Source organism: Brotaphodocola sp., from assembly GCF_050873365.1.
In the GTDB taxonomy this organism is placed as follows: domain Bacteria; phylum Bacillota; class Clostridia; order Lachnospirales; family Lachnospiraceae; genus Brotaphodocola.
The window spans coordinates 1-17169 of sequence record NZ_JBNMIQ010000023.1; the positions used below are offsets into that span (position 1 = coordinate 1).

A 17169-nucleotide genomic window follows, 5' to 3' on the forward strand; every position below is an offset into this window, starting at 1 on the left:
GAAAAATCTTTCTTCTGTATCTCGGACAAAATACAAAATGATAGTTTATCAAAGATACTGTTGTATTTGTATGTCTATAATTATTTTCCATATACATATTATACTGCTATATGTGTATAAAATCAATTATTACATACATATTTCTTGATCATTTTGCGCTATCCATCCCACACCTAAAGGCGTGGGCTTTTCGCGCATTCATTGTAAAACATGGCAAAAAATAAAACATGATAAAACAAGCGAAAATAAATGTATTTCCATCAACCAAATCTCAGGGAAAAAAGGGAAAAATTGAGAATCCAGAAAAAATCCAGAAATGCGAAAGAGCCAGCGGGGTAGCTGGCTCTTTCAGGAGAAGGTATTTCGTTTCTTATGGGGTGTAGCAAAAAACTATATAATGTATTGGGGGGTTTACGCTAATTATAGTACCATAAACCTCATCCGAAGTGTGCACAAACATGCACAAATTTCGCAACTTTTTTTGTGCATGTTGTCTAGTTTTGTCGCCTTGCCCCGATTCAACCGCTCCCGTTCCTGCGTTGCACAAACGGAAACCGTCTTAAACTTCCTTGCTCAGGTTCACTTTCCGGTTTTCAAAAAGTGCCTCAAACTCTTCCTGACCGATCTTCTCCTTCTCAATCAGCAGGGCACTGCAACTTTCCAGAACATCGCGGTGTTCCAGAATGATCTCTTTTGCCTTCTGATAGCACTCGTCGATGATTCTCTTTACTTCCTCATCAATCTCCGTGGCAACACCCTCGCCGTAACTTCTCGTGTGGGCGAGATCTCGTCCGATAAACACCTCATCGTCATCGGTTCCGTAATCGATCATACCGATCTTCTCGGACATTCCGTACTGGGTCACCATCGCGCGCGCGATCTTCGTCGCATGCTTGATATCCTGGGACGCTCCGGTCGTCACATCCTTGAAAATGATCTCCTCCGCGATTCGTCCGCCAAGGGATACCATGATATCCTGAAGCATCTTGCCCTTGGTGTTGAACATCTCATCATCTCCCGGCAGAGGCATCGTATAACCCGCTGCCCCGACTCCGGTCGGAATGATCGAGACAGTGTGCACCGGTCCGACATCCGGAAGAACATGGAAGAGGATCGCATGACCAGACTCATGGTAAGCTGTGATCTTCTTCTCCTTGTCGGAAATCACACGGCTCTTCTTCTCCGCACCGATTCCAACTTTTACGAAGGAACGGTCAATATCGCTCTGGCGGATATAACTGCGATTCTCGCGAGCTGCAAGGATTGCCGCCTCATTCATCAGATTCTCAAGATCTGCACCCGTAAATCCGGAAGTTGTCCGAGCTACACGCTTGAGATCCACATCCTCCGCGAGCGGTTTCTCTCTCGAATGAACCATGAGGATCTCCTCACGTCCCTTCACATCCGGACGACCGACTGCAACCTTGCGGTCGAAACGACCCGGACGAAGAATTGCCGGATCAAGAATATCCACACGGTTCGTCGCTGCCATCACGATGATGCCCTCATTGACACCGAAACCATCCATCTCAACGAGGAGCTGGTTTAACGTCTGCTCTCTCTCATCGTGACCACCGCCCATACCGGTTCCTCTCCGGCGTGCAACGGCATCGATCTCATCGATGAAGACGATACATGGCGCATTCTTCTTTGCGTCCTCAAACAGATCGCGGACACGGGAAGCACCGACACCGACAAACATTTCCACGAAATCAGAACCGGAGATCGAGAAGAACGGAACGCCCGCCTCTCCTGCGACTGCCTTTGCAAGCAGGGTCTTACCGGTTCCAGGAGGTCCCACAAGAATCACACCCTTCGGAATTCGCGCTCCGACTCCGGTGTACTTCTGCGGATTTCTCAGGAAATCCACCATCTCCTCGAGGTCTTCCTTCTCTTCCTGAAGACCTGCGACATTCTTGAATGTCACATTGCTGTTGTGCGTCATCCGCGCACGGCTCTTTCCAAAATTCATCATCTTGGCATTCGTTCCGCCACCACCGGCTCCGGCACGCATATTCATCATAAAGATGATCAGTGCGACTCCGCCGACCGACAGCACAACCGGGAAGATCACGCTCATCCAGTAACTGCTCTGAGAGACATTCTGAATCGTGAAATCAATTCCCTTTTCCTGAAGCATCTCCTCCGTCTTCTTCACGTCGGAGACATAGGTCTCATACTGTCTTCCATCGCTTGTCTGCATCTGAACACGGCCCGTCGGAACCTGTTCATTCTGATGAATCACAAGCATCTGGACTCCGCCACCGTCAAGAACCTGCTCAAACTGCTGACTGCTCAGCTCTCCCTGCTCATTCTGTCCCGGCAGACGAATCAAAAACAAAGCTGCAATCAGCAGTAAAAGCACCAGAAGCCCAGTGCCTCGATACGTCTGTTGTTTCACTTATTAAGTCCTCCTTACTCCTGTCTTACCGCTCGTACTGCTTTACTGCTGTTCTACCACACCGATAAACGGCAGATTGCGGTATTTCTGAGCATAATCCAGTCCATATCCCACAACGAACTCGTCCGGAATCGTAAAGCAGGTGTAATCAACCTTAACCTGTTTCTTCACACGGCGCTCCGGCTTATCGAGAAGGGTGCACAGATGAATGCTCTTCGGTCCCCTCTGCTTGAGCACCTCAATCAGGTAGGACAGCGTGCGTCCGGAATCAATGATATCCTCCACAATCAGAACTTCCTTGCCTGCAAGCGGTTCATCAAGATCCTTTACAATGCGGACAACTCCGCTTGACTTGGTATCGTCACCGTAGCTGGAAACCGACATGAAATCAAGAGATACCGGAACGGTCAGACGCTTTGCGAGCTCACAGGTGAAAAATACGCCACCCTTGAGCACACAGATCAGATGAACGCTCTTGCCCTCATAATCCTTGCTGATCTGCTCTGCCACTTCACTGATTCTCTTATTAACCTCTTCTTCTGTCAAAAGAACACGAATCTTATCTTCCATTTCATTCTCCTCCGTCCAATGTTCCTGTTACCTCTAATACCGTTTTCGTATCATCCGTAATCTTATAATATTCGCTGATCCGGTACCCAATTACCCAGAGCACATGACTGCCCTCAGCAAGAAGCGGAATCTGATCGCGCAGATGCCTCGGAATCTTCTCATCGATCATGTATCGGGTTATCGCCTTTCGCTTTCCACCCGGAATACTCAGATAATCTCCCTCTTCTCGGAAACGTACCGAAAGTGCACTTTTAATTTTATCATAATCAAACCATTTCGTATACAGGTTTTTCGGAAATTCAGCACCTTTTTCATGTGGAAAAATCCGCATTTGCAAGGTCGGAAGTTTCTTTTCTTCCAGATTTTTCTCCTCGAAAATCTCCTCGCTTCTGTCTTTGTTTTCCTCAAATTCTCCCTTTTCTGTTGCTTCTCTCTCGCCGTTTTTATCTGTCTTACAAATCCAGAGATAGCGGTATCCGGTCTGAGCGCGCAGATTTCCCGGAAGATCCGCACTGCCCCCGACCGAGCCGAATGCGAGACGCTCAAGACTCTCAAAATGACGGCGCGTGATATCCTTCCATCCCGGCTGTGCATGATCGAGCAGAAGCCTAATCAAGTACGATCGAATGATCGCCTGCTCTGCGCGAAATGCGTCAAGCGCGATTCCTGCGACTGCACCGGAGGGCGCATCCTCCTCATTCTCTGCACTCTGCTTTCCGGCATGTTTCCACACCGCAAGCGCCTGCTGTTCCAGATACTCATCCGCCTGTGCAAACAGCTCTCCCGCATGGAGAAGATTCTCCTGCGCCCTCGCATTCACGAGACTTTCCATCATTGGAAGCAATTCCCGGCGAATCCGGTTTCGCGTGTAATCGCCGGACTCGTTTGTCGAATCCTCACACCAGAAGAGTTTCTGATTCTTTAAGTACTCGCGGATCTCCTCACGCCCCGCACACAAAAGCGGACGGATTCTGCGCCCCTGCACCGGATGCATGCCGGACAGTCCGCGAAGTCCGCTTCCCCGAAGCAGATGGTGAAGAATCGTCTCCGCCTGATCCTCCTGATGATGCGCGAGCGCGATTTTTGCAAAACTTACAGAGCTTACAAGATCTGTGCGATTCGTGGAATTCATGGGATTTTCAATCAAACGAAGTTTGGAATTCTCCTCATCCCACTCTCTCGCCATCTGCTCAAATGCCTCGTAGCGCAGGACGCGTCCTGCCTCCTCCTCCGACATTCCATGTTCCCCGGCATAGGCGCGCACATCCCTGTGCACAGAAAAAAACGGGATCTCCATACGCCCGCAGACTTCCTGCACCCACGCCTCATCGCGATCTGCCTCAATTCCTCTCAGACCGTGGTGGACATGAATCACACGAAGAGAAACCGGAAGTACCGTGCGAAGCTGGTCGAGAATCGAAAGAAGACAGATCGAATCTGCCCCTCCCGACACAGCCACAATCACCCGGTCCCCCGGTTCCAGCATATGAGTCTCCCTGATAAACCGAATTACCTTATTTTTCATAAATCAACTGCTCTCCTCTTCTTTTGTTTCTTTCTTCATCTGCTCTTTTTCTTTTCTCTCAGCGCTTCTTCCAGATTCCCGCGACAAACACGGTCATGTCGTCCCGCCCTCCGTCCTGACTCGCAAAGTCGAGAATTCGCTCCGCCAGATCCTGAGGACTCTTCGCGGAAACCTCCTCGAGAAAGCCCTGCATGCACTGTTCTTTGTATACACCCGGACAGGCCTCCAACACCCCATCCGTCATCATCACAATCCAATCTCCATCCCAGAGCTTTCGCGAGAGCAGGGACGGCTCGGCGCCCGGCAGAACCCCGGCGGGAAGCTCCCCTGCCTCAAGGATCTCCGCCTTGCCGTCGCTGAGCACAAACGTTGCGACGGCTCCCATCTTCATCGCCTCGAGAACCCCATTGTGGAGATCGACACAGGCGAGATCTATCGTCGCCGGATGCTGTTGTCTGCCCGTCAAGAGCAGAACCGTATTTGCCATCTTCATCGAAGCGCGGGCAGAAAATCCCGTCTCCAACAACTGACCGATCAGCTCCACAATCCTTCCGCTCTCCTGACCGGCACTCGCTCCGCTCCCCATCCCGTCGGAGAGCCCCAGAATCACCTGTCCCGGCACCTGCTCCGACCAGACGTAATTATCCCCACAGACGCTCTCCCCGCTCTTCGGAATCCGTGCAGTCCCGTACCGCATCTGGTACTGCCCCGCCTCCGCAAACCGGATTGACGCGCTCTGTCGATTGATCAGTGTCCTCGTGTCCGGCGGGGCATACCAGTTTCCGCCGACAACCTCACCAAATAGTTCCGCTGCCTCCCTCGCGGTGACACAGCGATTTCCAAGCGCATGAAGCGTCAGATATGCCTCCCTCTGATGATTCTCGTACTCGAGCAGAAGCATATTTTCCACAGCGACGCGGTGGAGACGAAACATTCTGCGAACTGCGTCCTCCTTCGCCTGCGTCACGTCAGTCGCCCTCTCCATCTGGTGAGCAAACTCATCGAGAATCACCGCAAGCTCCCGAAACTGCACCATGACGGTGTCACGGCTCTCAAGAAAACGATTCTTCCATTCAAGATTCATCGAAGCCCGTCCCAAATTTCGGTTCAGCTGTGCCATGTAATCCGCTTTTCTCCGGCACGCCTCAAGAAAAAGTCGGGGCATGTCCTTCTCATCGACCTGCCCTTTCTGCTCAAACGCGTGAAGCAGGTAATAGAGATAATAGCTGTCCGACTTCTCGCTACTGCTGTAAAGATTACAGCGACTGCAATCCCCGCACACCATCGCCCGCGCCATCTGCATCGCACTCTGGGCGTCCTCCCTCGTCAGCCCTTTTTCTCCCTCTATGCCGTCCAGACAGGAACGCGCCAACAAGCCCAGAGAACGCGCCATTCCGCTCAGCCTTCCCGCCGTATAAATATTCACATCCGCCATATCCCGGCGCCGTTCCCGTTTCCACACAAAAATCCCCTCCTAAGCCACATTATATGTGACAGGAGAGGATTCTATGCCCTCTTACTCTTTTTTCTCAGATGGCTTCAGAAGAATCTCATCTGGATTGACAAGACCCAGTTTCTCTTTTGCAACCTGCTCGATATACTGTTTGGTCTGTACATAAACCCGGTATGCTTCGAGTTCTTTCGCCCGTTCTTCCTCTTGTGTTTTCTGTTTGATCAGGGACGCTTCCTTTACCTGATATTCCAGATCCTTTTTCTTCATCGAGGTGCTTTTTACATTCACTGCAAAAGCCAGACTCGCCACAACCACGGTGATTCCGATGATCGCAAGGCGATTGCTCCACCGATCTCTTTTCTTTTTGCGCGCACGCTTCCGCCTGCCCATTTCATCACCTGCTCTGTTTCTGTGTTTTTTTTCGTATCTTTATTCTAAAGCATCTCCCAGCCTTTTTCAATACTCTAAAAAAATTTGTACTGACAATTCGGTCATACAAAATCATCCCCAGAATCACGACTCCGATCATATAAAAACGGAGGGCTCCGTCATTCTCGAGATAGAAAAGTCCAAACACGGTAAACGATGCAAATACCCAGTAAATCACGTCCTCCACCCCGATCATCCACGCACTGTGTTTCACGAGAAGGCGAAAGAGCCGAAAAATGTCATAGATCATCATCAGCACAATTCCAACCGCCAGACTGCGCCAGCATGCATGTGCCTCGTGAAAAACGGCTTCGCTGAACCGTGTGCCTGACATTCCGGACAACTCAAACAATCCCGGCACCGTGATCACACGGATCTGCCCCGCAATCCTCCCCCAAATCATCGAAAAAGGCGGGCGAGAAGAGACTGCCCCTCTTTCCGATAAGCCTCATTCGAGGAGTAGGCGAGCTGATCGACCGTCCCGTCGACGTCAACCTCCCCTTTTTCCACCGTCAGTCGACTCACATGCAGATCCTTCCCCTTTATCGTCAAAAGACCGAGGTCTGTATCCATAATCACCTGATTCTCGTCAAATGAGACAACCTCCCTCACCCCGGTCAGCGCCACACTGTTTCGATTCGACATCAGGCAGGAGTGAGAGCGGATTTCCTTCTTTTCTTCCATGACAGCAGACCTCCTTTTCCTGATTTCAGTATATGGGAAATCTGGTGCTTTGAGTACAAATTCTGCGACTGCAACTATCTGATCTGATCTAATCTCTACTGTGTTACTGTGCCTTTGCCGACTCCCGCACAGCCGTCAAAATCGCCTGCTCCATGACTTCCGCAGACAGAGTTCCCACCATGTTTAAGTCCGCCGAAACCTTACCGATCGATGCCGCATAGATCGAGTCCCCGTCCGCCATCGTGCCGACCGGATTGATACAGCGCGCATAGCCACAGCGCGTCATCGACGCAATCTTGTTGAGCTCTGCCTTGGAAAAATCACCGTTTGTGATGATCGCGCCGATCGTCGTATTTCCGCCTTTTCCCGCAAACAGATCGGTCTTCATGCTGAGCTTGTAGAGCTGTTCTCTGCTGTCCGCAAATCCCTCGATTCCCGGAAGTTTCGGACCTGCCACCTTCTCGCCGGTCGACGGGTCAAAAATATCTCCGAGCGCATTGAGCACGACGATTGCGCCAATCTGAAGTTCTCCAACCTGAACCGCACAGATTCCGATTCCCGTCTTTGTCGCATACTCTCTTCCGTAGATTTTTCCAACGCTCGCTCCGGTTCCGGCGCCGATGATTCCGCTTGCCGGCTGGTTGAGTTCGGCATTCTCACACGCCTCATATCCCATCTTCGCAGTCGGGCGAATATCTGCTCGTCCGATTCCAAGATCGTAGATGCACGACTGGCAGACGAGCGGGACTTTCGCAAATCCCGTCTCATATCCGATCTCATGCTCCTCGAGATACTGCATCACTCCATCGCTTGCAGAGAGACCAAACGCAGAGCCTCCCGACAGCACAATCGCATTGATCGGATTGTCCGCTGTGATCGGGGAAGTCAGCGGAGTCTCTCTTGACGCCGGACCTCCTCCGCTGATATCCATTCCCACTTTTGCGCCCTCATCAAACACCAACACTGTGACCCCGGTCATCGCCTCAAAATCCTGAGCATTTCCAATCCGAAGTCCCTGCATTTCTGTGATCGGAATCTCCTTTACCAAAGAACTCAATTTCATAACATTTTCCCTCTTCTTTCGTTTTTATTTTTCTGCTTCTATTTTTTTATTTTTTGATTCTTGATTTTTATTTTTTCGTTTTCACCAAAATCGTTTCGCAACATTCTAACCGTTTCATAGTTTCATTTTTTAATCATATTTTAATCATAATGATCGCATATTAAAAAGTAAAAAAGGAGCCTGCCCCATCTGCATCATGCAGGTTCGGACACGCTCCTTTCGGTTTTTTACTTTCTTAAGGCAACTGCCAGTGCTCTCGATACGGCACTTCCAAGCAGAGTGCAGACAACTGCCTCAATCGCACCCTGAACGCCTACAAACAGGACAACGAAGATGAACGGATTTCCTGCTCCGAGACCGGAAGCAAGGTTCTGGATGTAGTCGGTGTTGTAGAAGAATACAACCAGAGAGCTCATAAAGAGCAGGGTGTTGAGAAGCGGGCAGGACAGGCTTGCCACAACAAAGGCACCATTCTTCGATACTTTCTTTACCGCCTGGAAAATCAGACCACAGAGCCAGCCTTCCAGAATACGCGGTACAAGCAGGGTGAATAAAAGTCCAAACGGGTTAATCTGAAGAAGGGCTGCGCTGAATGCGGAACCACCGGTCAGTGCCATGATCATGCTCGTCATACCGAAGGCGCAACCGCAGACAGCACCGGCGGTCGGTCCGAGAATGATCGCTCCGACTGCGACCGGCACAGTCAGAAATGTAATCGTAAGTCCCGGAGTTCTGAGATAACCGAGCGGTGAAAATGCCATGACAAAGATGATGGCAACCATCATCGCCAGCTTCACCATAAAGGAAGTCCGGGAGCGGGATTGTTCAAGAGTAATTGTGTTTTTTGTGACTGCTTTCATTTTGTTCTCCTTTTGCTCTGATAAAACGGCGCACCACAAATCTGCGGGGCGTTCCCCTGCTTTTCAGAATATTTATTTTTTCGGGGATACACATACGAAACAAACGACTCTCAAGAATACAAATTTCATTTTTTAGAAATCAATGAAAAGGAAGATCACATAAGCTCAGACAGAATTCTGCATACAGATACTTAACACGCAGAAATCACTTACCCGGATTACACACAGATTTTTCAAGAAAACTTTTTCCCTGTTTTGAAACACGTTCGCTCAGATCCATCTGCACACCCTGTTACAGCCTCAAGAGGTCTATACATCCATGCCTGTCTCTGATTCATGATTCCAATCTGAAATTCTCTGATTCATTCATCCAAGTAATACGAATTCAGAAATCGCAGAAGCGATTTTTCATCCCGACTGACCGTGATACGTTTTCCCAAGAATAACGTTCATTCGCAACGGTTCATAACGGTTTCCAATCTCTGCACGTTCTGCACACATTCTGCATAAATTTGTAAAACCGTTACATTTCTCTCTTACTATAACACAAATCTTTAAAACAGCAAGTTTTTCTGGAAGGACAATTTTGCAATCACTCCTATATCTTATTTTTTCTGTTTCCATATTTCTCTGAGTACAGACAAAAATTCCTCTTCTGAAAATCCATTTCCACTTACAGAAATTGTTGTCCCATTCATTTTCCACTCAGCACCGTAAGTTGGCAGATCTCCGCCACTGTCCGTCTTCGTCAATGTCACCTTCATCCCCTGAATACGGGAAACCTTTGCATCTTCCACAGCCGGCGATGTCTGTGTGACACGAGACAAGGTGAGGCTCACAAACTGATTCTGCGCTTCATCCTGATACCAGATCTGATTCTGGTCATAGACAACTGCCCCGCCCGCATCTTTATAGAGCGAAAAAGATCCCTGTGCCATCTGCTTCAAATGATCGCCAAGGGTTTTTGGAATCTCACCCAGCTGATAATATTCCACAGCTTCCTCCGGCGACATCTCCTGCCAAATGGCATCCGCCGAAATTGCCACTTTAAAAGAGGACATTCCCATCGATTCATTCCAGTACACGGATGTCCCAAAACGAAGGTGATATAGAGACAAACAGATCAGGCAGACGCAGGCTGCCGACAAAAGCGTCCACATTCGAACAACTTTTTTCGTTTTTTCCGATTTTTTCACTGGCTGTTTTTCGGCTTCAAGAATCAGATCATCGTCAATCTCTCCGATTATGCGATACAAATCTTTTGCATTCACAGAACATATCCCTCCTTTTCTAAGTATTCTTTCAAGCGTCCTCTGACGCGAAACAACAGGGACTTCACCTTGCTCTCACTCACACCATATCGATCTGCAATCTCTCTCACAGAATCTGAGTACCAGTATCTACGGACGAACATATTTCTGGATTCCTCATCTTCCGTCCGCAAAAACGCGGAGATCGCAGATGCGACCTCCCGCTCTTCATACTGCTGTTCCGTGGAATTTCCATGTGTCAGACATTCCTCCAACTCTGACAGCTGTACCGAAAAAGACATATCCCTTTTCTTTGCACTCAGATAGTCATAACGATTCAGGGCAAGGCACCTTACAATCCTCCCCAAATAGGGAAGAAGTCGCAGAGGGCGATCCGGCGGTATCTGATTCCAAGCCGAAAAGTAACCCTCATTGACACACTCTTCCGCCTCTTCCCATATGCTTAAAATATTTAAGGAGAGTTTCATCAGATAGGCACCATACTGCCGGATTGTACATGCAATCGCCTCCTCAGACCGCTTCCAATATAGCTCCACAATCTCCTTGTCTGTTATCCTTCCCATTTTGCTTTCTTCCTGTATTTCCGTTTTTTCCCTGTCAGATTCGATTTCTGACTATTTTCCGATTTCCGGAGTGTTCGTCCAGATCTGAACCGCTGTCACTTCATCCTGTTCCGGTTGATCCTCCGTGTATCCCTGAATGAAATTGCCCGGCAAAATCTCCCGACTCACCTCGTTGTTCGTGTCTGGATCTCCTCCAAACTCCGTATCCTCTGTGAGCAGAATCTTCTTGCCGTCCCCGAGCATGATAACCTGACCATCCACCGAAGACACCTTTCCCTCGAAATTGATTACCGGCTTGTAAGAAGTTACATTTGAATCATCATGTGCGATCGTCTGAATCGTCATCGTCTCGTCATTCGCAGGGTGATTGGAACATCCCGTAACCACTGTCATAGAAACTGCCATAAGCGTCGCCACCATGATACCAAGAGAATTTGTTTTTTTCATAAGCTTACCTCCATCTCTGATTGATGAAACTGTTTTTTGTCCTTTCACCTATCAAGTAAGCATTTCTGTCCTCCTGGTTGCATCATTTTTTTAATTTTTTTATTTAAACTTAAAAATGTAACATGCAAAAAGTAGGGCGCAATCTCTTAGTAAAAAAAGTCCAGTGATTCTGGGTACCTGTCCTGCTGTTCGGATCGGACGTATTTCCCGTTTGAATCACTGAGCTTTTGAGATTTTTTTGTATTATGTTCTTAGTTTTGTGAATACCAAACTGTTTTCTCACAAACCCACTCTTACAGATACTCGAACATTTCCTTCGCATCTTCCTTGCGAATCGTCTCCTGCACGCTTGTCACGCGCACTTTAACCGACTTGTTGCCGAACGCAATCTCAATCACGTCACCGGCCTTCACCTCCGCGCTGGCTCTTGCGACCTTGTCGTTGAGCATCACGCGTCCGCTGTCGCACGCCTCGTTTGCCACGGTTCTTCTCTTGATGATGCGGGAAACTTTCAGATATTTATCTAATCGCATATCGTTCCTCCTTCTAAAATTGACGGACACATCCTTTATCGACACCGATATGTCTCTGATTTCAAGTCGACGCTCGCGGAGACTTGGCGCGTGATTTTGGTCAGCTCTGCTGACATCTTCTTATCAAAATCACTGCGCATCTACGCGGAGCGTATAACTCAGAAGGGGATTGTCTCCCCTCCTGAGAAAGTTTGTGATACCCCCCACCTATAGAGGAGGGGGACATCCACTCTGAGTTATAAAACAAAATTCCCCCTACAATGCAGTCGCACATACCATGCAAGTCGCACATAGAGGGAATTATTTTACGCGTTCTATTAAAATCTCAGATTTTTCCACTGCTAAACGAAGTAACTATACTTTATACCTAAAGGTCCTTCGCAAGTTCACAGGAACTGTACCGTTACCAGGAAATAAACAGAGATTTTATATATTTTCGTTCGTTATAAACTTATGCGTTTACCAGATCCTTCAGAGCCTTACCAGCTTTGAACTTCGGGGTCTTGCAAGCCTCGATCTTCATGCTCTCGCCAGTCTTCGGGTTTCTGCCCTCTCTTGCTGCTCTCTCAGATACCTCAAAAGTACCAAAACCAACCAGCTGGATCTTATCTCCCTTCTTCAGTGCATCAGAAACAACATCAGTAAATGCCTTTACTGCTGCCTCTGCGTCTTTCTTGGAAAGACCTGCCTGCTCTGCTACTGCTGCAACTAATTCTGTCTTGTTCATTATCATTTCCTCCTAGAATGGTCCATAGTACCGTTTCAGGTTACTATCTTGTATTAAAAAATGTACTCTTCCATTTATATCTGTTTTACCTTGCTTTGTCAAGGTTTTTCCACGGTTTTTCCGATAAACACGGCAATGCTTCGCGAGGGCGCCATGAACTTTTTCTGAGACTTGAGTTCCGGCTCTTTTCCTGCCTCATAGAAGCCATTCTGAGCCTCATCTGCGGTCTGAAATACCACATGCCACTTTTTTCCTGCTGACAGCGTTGGAAGCGCAAATTCATGCGGTTCCCAGTGCATATTGTAGACAACGAAGAACGTATCGTCCGGTGTCCCGTCCGCCTTCCGTGCATAATCTCCGCAGTAGAGAATTCCAAACTGTCTGCGGAAATTGTCAAATTCCGGCTTCCACGCACTGATTCCATGGTAGGAGACATCCGGCTGACCACAGGCGAGCGAATCCATGAGTTTCGGCTCTGTCGGCTGATGGAAAACCGGGTGTTCTTTTCGGAACGCGATCGCATGCTTCACAAATTCGAGCTGATCTGCGTTCGTCTTCTGGTTGTTCCAGTTCAGCCATGAGATCTCGTTGTCCTGACAGTAGGCATTGTTGTTTCCATCCTGCGAATTGCCAAATTCATCCCCCGCAAGCAGAAGTGGAGTCCCCTGGCTCAACATCAGAAGCAAAACCGCATTTCGAAGCTGTTTCTTGCGAAGCTGACGGATTTTTTTCCTGCGTACCGGTCCCTCTGCCCCACAGTTCCACGAGCAGTTGTAATCCGTTCCGTCGCGGTTCTCCTCCCCGTTCGCCTCATTATGCTTCCGGTCATAGGAAACCATATCTGCCATCGTGAATCCGTTGTTGGATGCCATATAATTCAGCACGCCGAAGGTCTCGGGATTTCTGCGACTGCGAAACGCCAGTGTGCCCATCTGTCCCTCATCACCCTTGAGAACGCGTCTCATATCGACGAGAAAGCCATCGTTGTACTCGCCAAGAACTCTCGTCCGTCTCTTTGTCTCCTCCGGCAAACCGCTCATTTCTGCGCCTTTTTCAGAAGCCTTCTCTTTTCCGGCACCTTTCACGATTCCTGTACCATTCACGGTTTCCGCACGATTCACGCTTTCCGCATGATTGACATGATTAGCATTGTTCGCTTTTTCTGCACGGTTCGTTTTGTCTGCACCTGCATCTTTGCCGTTTTCCGCTTCCTGCACCTTGCCACGGCTTGCCTGTTGAACCTGTGCAAACTGCTTCTCCCAAATCCGACTCTCTGCGAGTCTTCTCTGGAATGGATCGGTCTTCGACTCTCTTCCCCGCCCGCTTCCAGCAATCTCAATTCCATCCCAGCTCGTCGCCCAGATCATTGTGTCAGCGAGATAAGGATCGGAGGCGAGAAGCGCAATCGGCGCAGTTCCGCTGATGTGGAGTCCATCGACATGGAATTCTCTCACCCAGAATCTTGCCACTTCCACGACATCGGCAGGCGTCTCCTCCCCGGTAAAGAAAAGTTCTGCCACAATTCCGAGTCCTTCCCGGTGCAGGGTTTTTACAAGGTTCTTGAATTCTGTGACCGGATTTTTTCCTTTCCCCGCATAGGATGCCTTCGGCGCAAACAAAAACGACGGTCCATATCCCCAGTAGTTTAAGCGACCATCCGCCTCCATGACAGATGTGCTCGGATTCAGATCCATTTTCTCCGATGTGATTTCCGAGGACGCAATCTCCGAAGGCTCCATTTCCAAGGATGATGACAAGCCCGTTTTCATTTCTTTCGATCGCTCCTGATAGCGATGCATAATCTGCCTCGGGCGCATCATCACCTCATTAAACTCATTTGATGGCATGAGTTCGACCGTTGTCACCCCAAGTTCCTTGAGATACGGGATCTTCTCCGCAATTCCGGCAAATGTTCCCCGATCCTCCACACCGGACGAAGCATGGCGGGTGAAACCGCGCACATGAAGCCGATAGACAATCATATCCTCGTAGGAAATCTCCTGACGCTCATCCTCCTCCCAGTCAAACTCCGGCTGAGAGATCGGCGTCTTTAACAGAATGTTTCCCAGCTCTTTCTTTCCCCAGCGCTCATGTCCCTTAAACGAACGCCCGTGAGGATCTTCAAAACGGACACCATCTGCCTCAAACGCATAGTCATAGCGGTCTAAATCTTCCCCGAGAACGGTCATCGTCCAGACGTTACCGATCCTTCCCTCTTCCGGAAATGCAATCCGTGCCGTCTCTTTCTTCTCCTCCCTCTGCCGTGACTGAGAGCCCGACAGATACAAGAGCAGGACACACTCCTTCGCATCGGCTACCACTGCCACACGAATGCCTCCGTCCACCTTCGTAAGTCCCAGCACTGCGTCTCCCCTCGCACTGCCGTCAATCTTAAATGAATGCATCTCCAGCTCCCCCCTTCTTTTATGATTATGAATTACCACATTTAAAGTCTTTGTCTTCTCTGTCTTCTACGTCCGCAAACATGGCATTCCATGATTTCAATTCCACGATTTCAATAGAAAAAAAGGGCAGTCACAAAACGGCACACAGATCACACTGTTTTTGCTGTTTTATGACGGCCCATTTGAAATCTCCGTTTTCTAGCAACATCCAGCAACATTGTTCTTTTTATGCAGAACTTATCTTTTTTATGCCAAAATTGCTATCCTTTCAGATTCAATTCTACCGGACAGTGATCTGATCCCAGCACCTCTGTGTGAATCGATGCGCTCTCAAGACGGTCTTTTAAAGACTCTGAAACGCAGAAATAGTCGATTCTCCATCCTGCATTCTTCTCTCTCGCCTTGAAGCGATAAGACCACCAGGAATACACACCCTCCTGATCCGGATAGAAATAGCGGTATGTGTCGATAAATCCTGCATCGAGAAGGCGGGAAAATTTCTCGCGCTCCTCGTCGGTAAATCCGGCATTCTTTCGATTCGTCTTCGGATTTTTCAGATCAATCTCCTTGTGTGCCACGTTCAAATCACCACAGAAAATCACCGGCTTCTTCTCCTCGAGCTTTTTCAGCCACGAAAGCCAAGCGTCCTCCCATCCCATTCGATAGTCCAACCGTGCAAGCTCACTCTGGGAATTCGGCGTGTAACAGGTCACCACATAGTACTCCGGAAATTCTGCCGTGATAACACGTCCCTCTCCGTCATACTCCTCGACACCGATTCCGTACATTACGGAAATCGGTTCTCTCCGGGTAAACATCGCCGTTCCGGAATATCCCTTTTTCTTGGCATAATTCCAGTACTGATGATACCCCGGCAGTTCAAGATCAATCTGTCCCTCCTGAAGTTTCGTCTCCTGAAGGCAGAAAATATCCGCATCCGCCTCCTGAAAAAAGTCTAAAAATCCCTTGCCCACGCAGGCACGGATTCCATTGACATTCCAGGAAATCAGTTTAGTCATACAGATGCTCCTTGTAAACACCGTCTGCAATCAGCTTGCGGATCGAATCCACTACGGTCTGCTTATCTGCCTGATAAGTCACACCAAACCACTTGTCGCGGGTCTCAAGAACCTTTACAGAACCACGTCCGCTCTTGATCATCTGGTCGATGATTGTCGGGAGCAGGTACTCAGCCTTGAGATTGCCCTCCTCGATGTTGTCGAGGAACTTCGGGAAACCGGTCTCAAGCTCGTCAAAGAACTTCGGCGGAAGTCCCCACATATTCATAGATACATGCTGATGAGGATCTACGGTTACTGCATTGCCCTTGCCGTCAACTGCACCAAGCACGCCATCCTTCCACTGGATCTCGAAGGTCTCGGTTACGTCCTTTAAAGTTCCATCCGGATTTACCTCGCAGACACCACGGGTTACGGTTCCGTTGTCGCTTAAGGTGTTCTCCAGAATGAATCCGCCCATGCACATATCATACGGATCTGCATCCGGGTCCATCTCATTTACCATGTAATCATGGATCTTCTTGAATCCCTCTTTGCCGTAGTAGTCATCGGCATTGATTACGAGGAACGGCTCGTTTACAAGATCCTTTGCGCACAGAACTGCCTGACCAGTTCCCCACGGCTTTGTACGACCTGCCGGTACGGAATATCCCTCCGGAAGCTCATCAAGCTCCTGGAATGCATACTCTACCTTTGCCACTTTCTCAATACGATTTCCGATGATCTCCTTGAAATCTTTCTCCAAATCCTTGCGGATGATGAAAACGATCTTATTGAATCCAGCCTCCAATGCATCATGGATGGAGTAATCCATGATGATCTCTCCGTTCGGTCCTACCGGTGCGAGCTGTTTGATTCCACCGCCAAATCTGCTTCCGATTCCGGCTGCCATAATAACCAGAGTTGTGTCTCTCATTGTCTTTTTTTCCTTTCCGTGTATTGCTTTCTCTGATTTTCACTATAACATAAGTAATCAAAAATAGCAATTTTATCTTTTCCTCAAAATTCTTATTGTATTTTTAAAAAAATGGTTACTATTACAGTATCCCACAAGTATGGCATCCTGCAAAATTGTCAACTCAAAACATTTCTACCTAATATACAGGAAGATTTCTCTATAACCTATTTTCGTAACATTTGTTACATACTCTCTGGATTTTTTCTGTTAGAATGCGTATAGTAAAAATAGTTAAAAAGCAAAACAAGTCAAGTACACACA

At 48.5% G+C, this 17169-nt stretch carries 17 protein-coding genes and 1 pseudogene; all 18 read right to left on the reverse strand.

The annotated features are described in order from the left end of the window. Positions 1-91: pseudogene (locus ACR0QT_RS10655) on the reverse strand (IS200/IS605 family transposase); the annotation flags it as partial. Positions 92-559: 468 nt separating this feature from the next. Continuing rightward, on the reverse strand, positions 560-2401 hold the full coding sequence (gene ftsH / locus ACR0QT_RS10660) for an ATP-dependent zinc metalloprotease FtsH (RefSeq protein ID WP_432630765.1): 1842 nt from the start codon (positions 2399-2401) through the stop codon (positions 560-562). Between the two features lie 42 nt (positions 2402-2443). Beyond that, entirely contained in the window at positions 2444-2971 is a 528-nt protein-coding gene (gene hpt, locus ACR0QT_RS10665) for a hypoxanthine phosphoribosyltransferase (RefSeq protein ID WP_432626406.1), read from the reverse strand. Position 2972: 1 nt separating this feature from the next. Continuing rightward, the gene (gene tilS / locus ACR0QT_RS10670; RefSeq protein WP_432630766.1) at positions 2973-4496 is read right to left on the reverse strand and encodes a tRNA lysidine(34) synthetase TilS; all 1524 of its coding nucleotides are present in this window, start codon (positions 4494-4496) and stop codon (positions 2973-2975) included. Between the two features lie 58 nt (positions 4497-4554). Continuing rightward, complete coding sequence (locus ACR0QT_RS10675; RefSeq protein WP_432630767.1) at positions 4555-5958, reverse strand: SpoIIE family protein phosphatase; 1404 nt, start codon at positions 5956-5958, stop codon at positions 4555-4557. Positions 5959-6012: 54 nt separating this feature from the next. Then, positions 6013-6339, reverse strand: a complete 327-nt coding sequence (locus ACR0QT_RS10680; protein ID WP_432630768.1) for a septum formation initiator family protein — start codon at positions 6337-6339, stop codon at positions 6013-6015. Positions 6340-6343: 4 nt separating this feature from the next. Further along, positions 6344-6781 carry a spore cortex biosynthesis protein YabQ gene (gene yabQ, locus ACR0QT_RS10685; protein ID WP_432630769.1) on the reverse strand — a complete coding sequence of 146 codons (438 nt, stop codon included), beginning with the start codon at positions 6779-6781 and terminating at the stop codon, positions 6344-6346. After that, positions 6778-7062, reverse strand: a complete 285-nt coding sequence (gene yabP, locus ACR0QT_RS10690) for a sporulation protein YabP (RefSeq protein WP_432630770.1) — start codon at positions 7060-7062, stop codon at positions 6778-6780. Before yabP ends, yabQ begins: the two co-directional genes overlap by 4 nt. Before the next feature lie 103 nt (positions 7063-7165). Further along, entirely contained in the window at positions 7166-8125 is a 960-nt protein-coding gene (locus ACR0QT_RS10695; RefSeq protein WP_432630771.1) for a P1 family peptidase, read from the reverse strand. Between the two features lie 227 nt (positions 8126-8352). Beyond that, positions 8353-8985, reverse strand: a complete 633-nt coding sequence (locus ACR0QT_RS10700; RefSeq protein WP_432630772.1) for an ECF transporter S component — start codon at positions 8983-8985, stop codon at positions 8353-8355. Positions 8986-9590: 605 nt separating this feature from the next. Then, a complete protein-coding gene (locus ACR0QT_RS10705; protein ID WP_432630773.1) occupies positions 9591-10256 on the reverse strand; it encodes a hypothetical protein in 666 nt (221 codons plus the stop codon). Further along, positions 10253-10819 carry an RNA polymerase sigma factor gene (locus ACR0QT_RS10710; RefSeq protein WP_432630774.1) on the reverse strand — a complete coding sequence of 189 codons (567 nt, stop codon included), beginning with the start codon at positions 10817-10819 and terminating at the stop codon, positions 10253-10255. Before ACR0QT_RS10710 ends, ACR0QT_RS10705 begins: the two co-directional genes overlap by 4 nt. Before the next feature lie 51 nt (positions 10820-10870). Next, positions 10871-11266 (reverse strand): hypothetical protein, encoded by a 396-nt coding sequence (locus tag ACR0QT_RS10715; RefSeq protein WP_432630775.1) that lies wholly within the window; start codon positions 11264-11266, stop codon positions 10871-10873. Positions 11267-11559: 293 nt separating this feature from the next. After that, a complete protein-coding gene (locus tag ACR0QT_RS10720; RefSeq protein ID WP_118696143.1) occupies positions 11560-11799 on the reverse strand; it encodes an RNA-binding S4 domain-containing protein in 240 nt (79 codons plus the stop codon). A gap of 451 nt (positions 11800-12250) precedes the next feature. Then, positions 12251-12526 (reverse strand): HU family DNA-binding protein, encoded by a 276-nt coding sequence (locus ACR0QT_RS10725; protein WP_177978410.1) that lies wholly within the window; start codon positions 12524-12526, stop codon positions 12251-12253. Positions 12527-12624: 98 nt separating this feature from the next. Further along, a complete protein-coding gene (locus ACR0QT_RS10730) occupies positions 12625-14931 on the reverse strand; it encodes a hypothetical protein (protein ID WP_432630776.1) in 2307 nt (768 codons plus the stop codon). 260 nt (positions 14932-15191) lie between these two features. After that, positions 15192-15950 carry an exodeoxyribonuclease III gene (locus ACR0QT_RS10735; RefSeq protein WP_432630777.1) on the reverse strand — a complete coding sequence of 253 codons (759 nt, stop codon included), beginning with the start codon at positions 15948-15950 and terminating at the stop codon, positions 15192-15194. After that, complete coding sequence (locus tag ACR0QT_RS10740) at positions 15943-16866, reverse strand: nucleotidyltransferase family protein (RefSeq protein ID WP_177978407.1); 924 nt, start codon at positions 16864-16866, stop codon at positions 15943-15945. Before ACR0QT_RS10740 ends, ACR0QT_RS10735 begins: the two co-directional genes overlap by 8 nt. Positions 16867-17169: the final 303 nt, after the last annotated feature.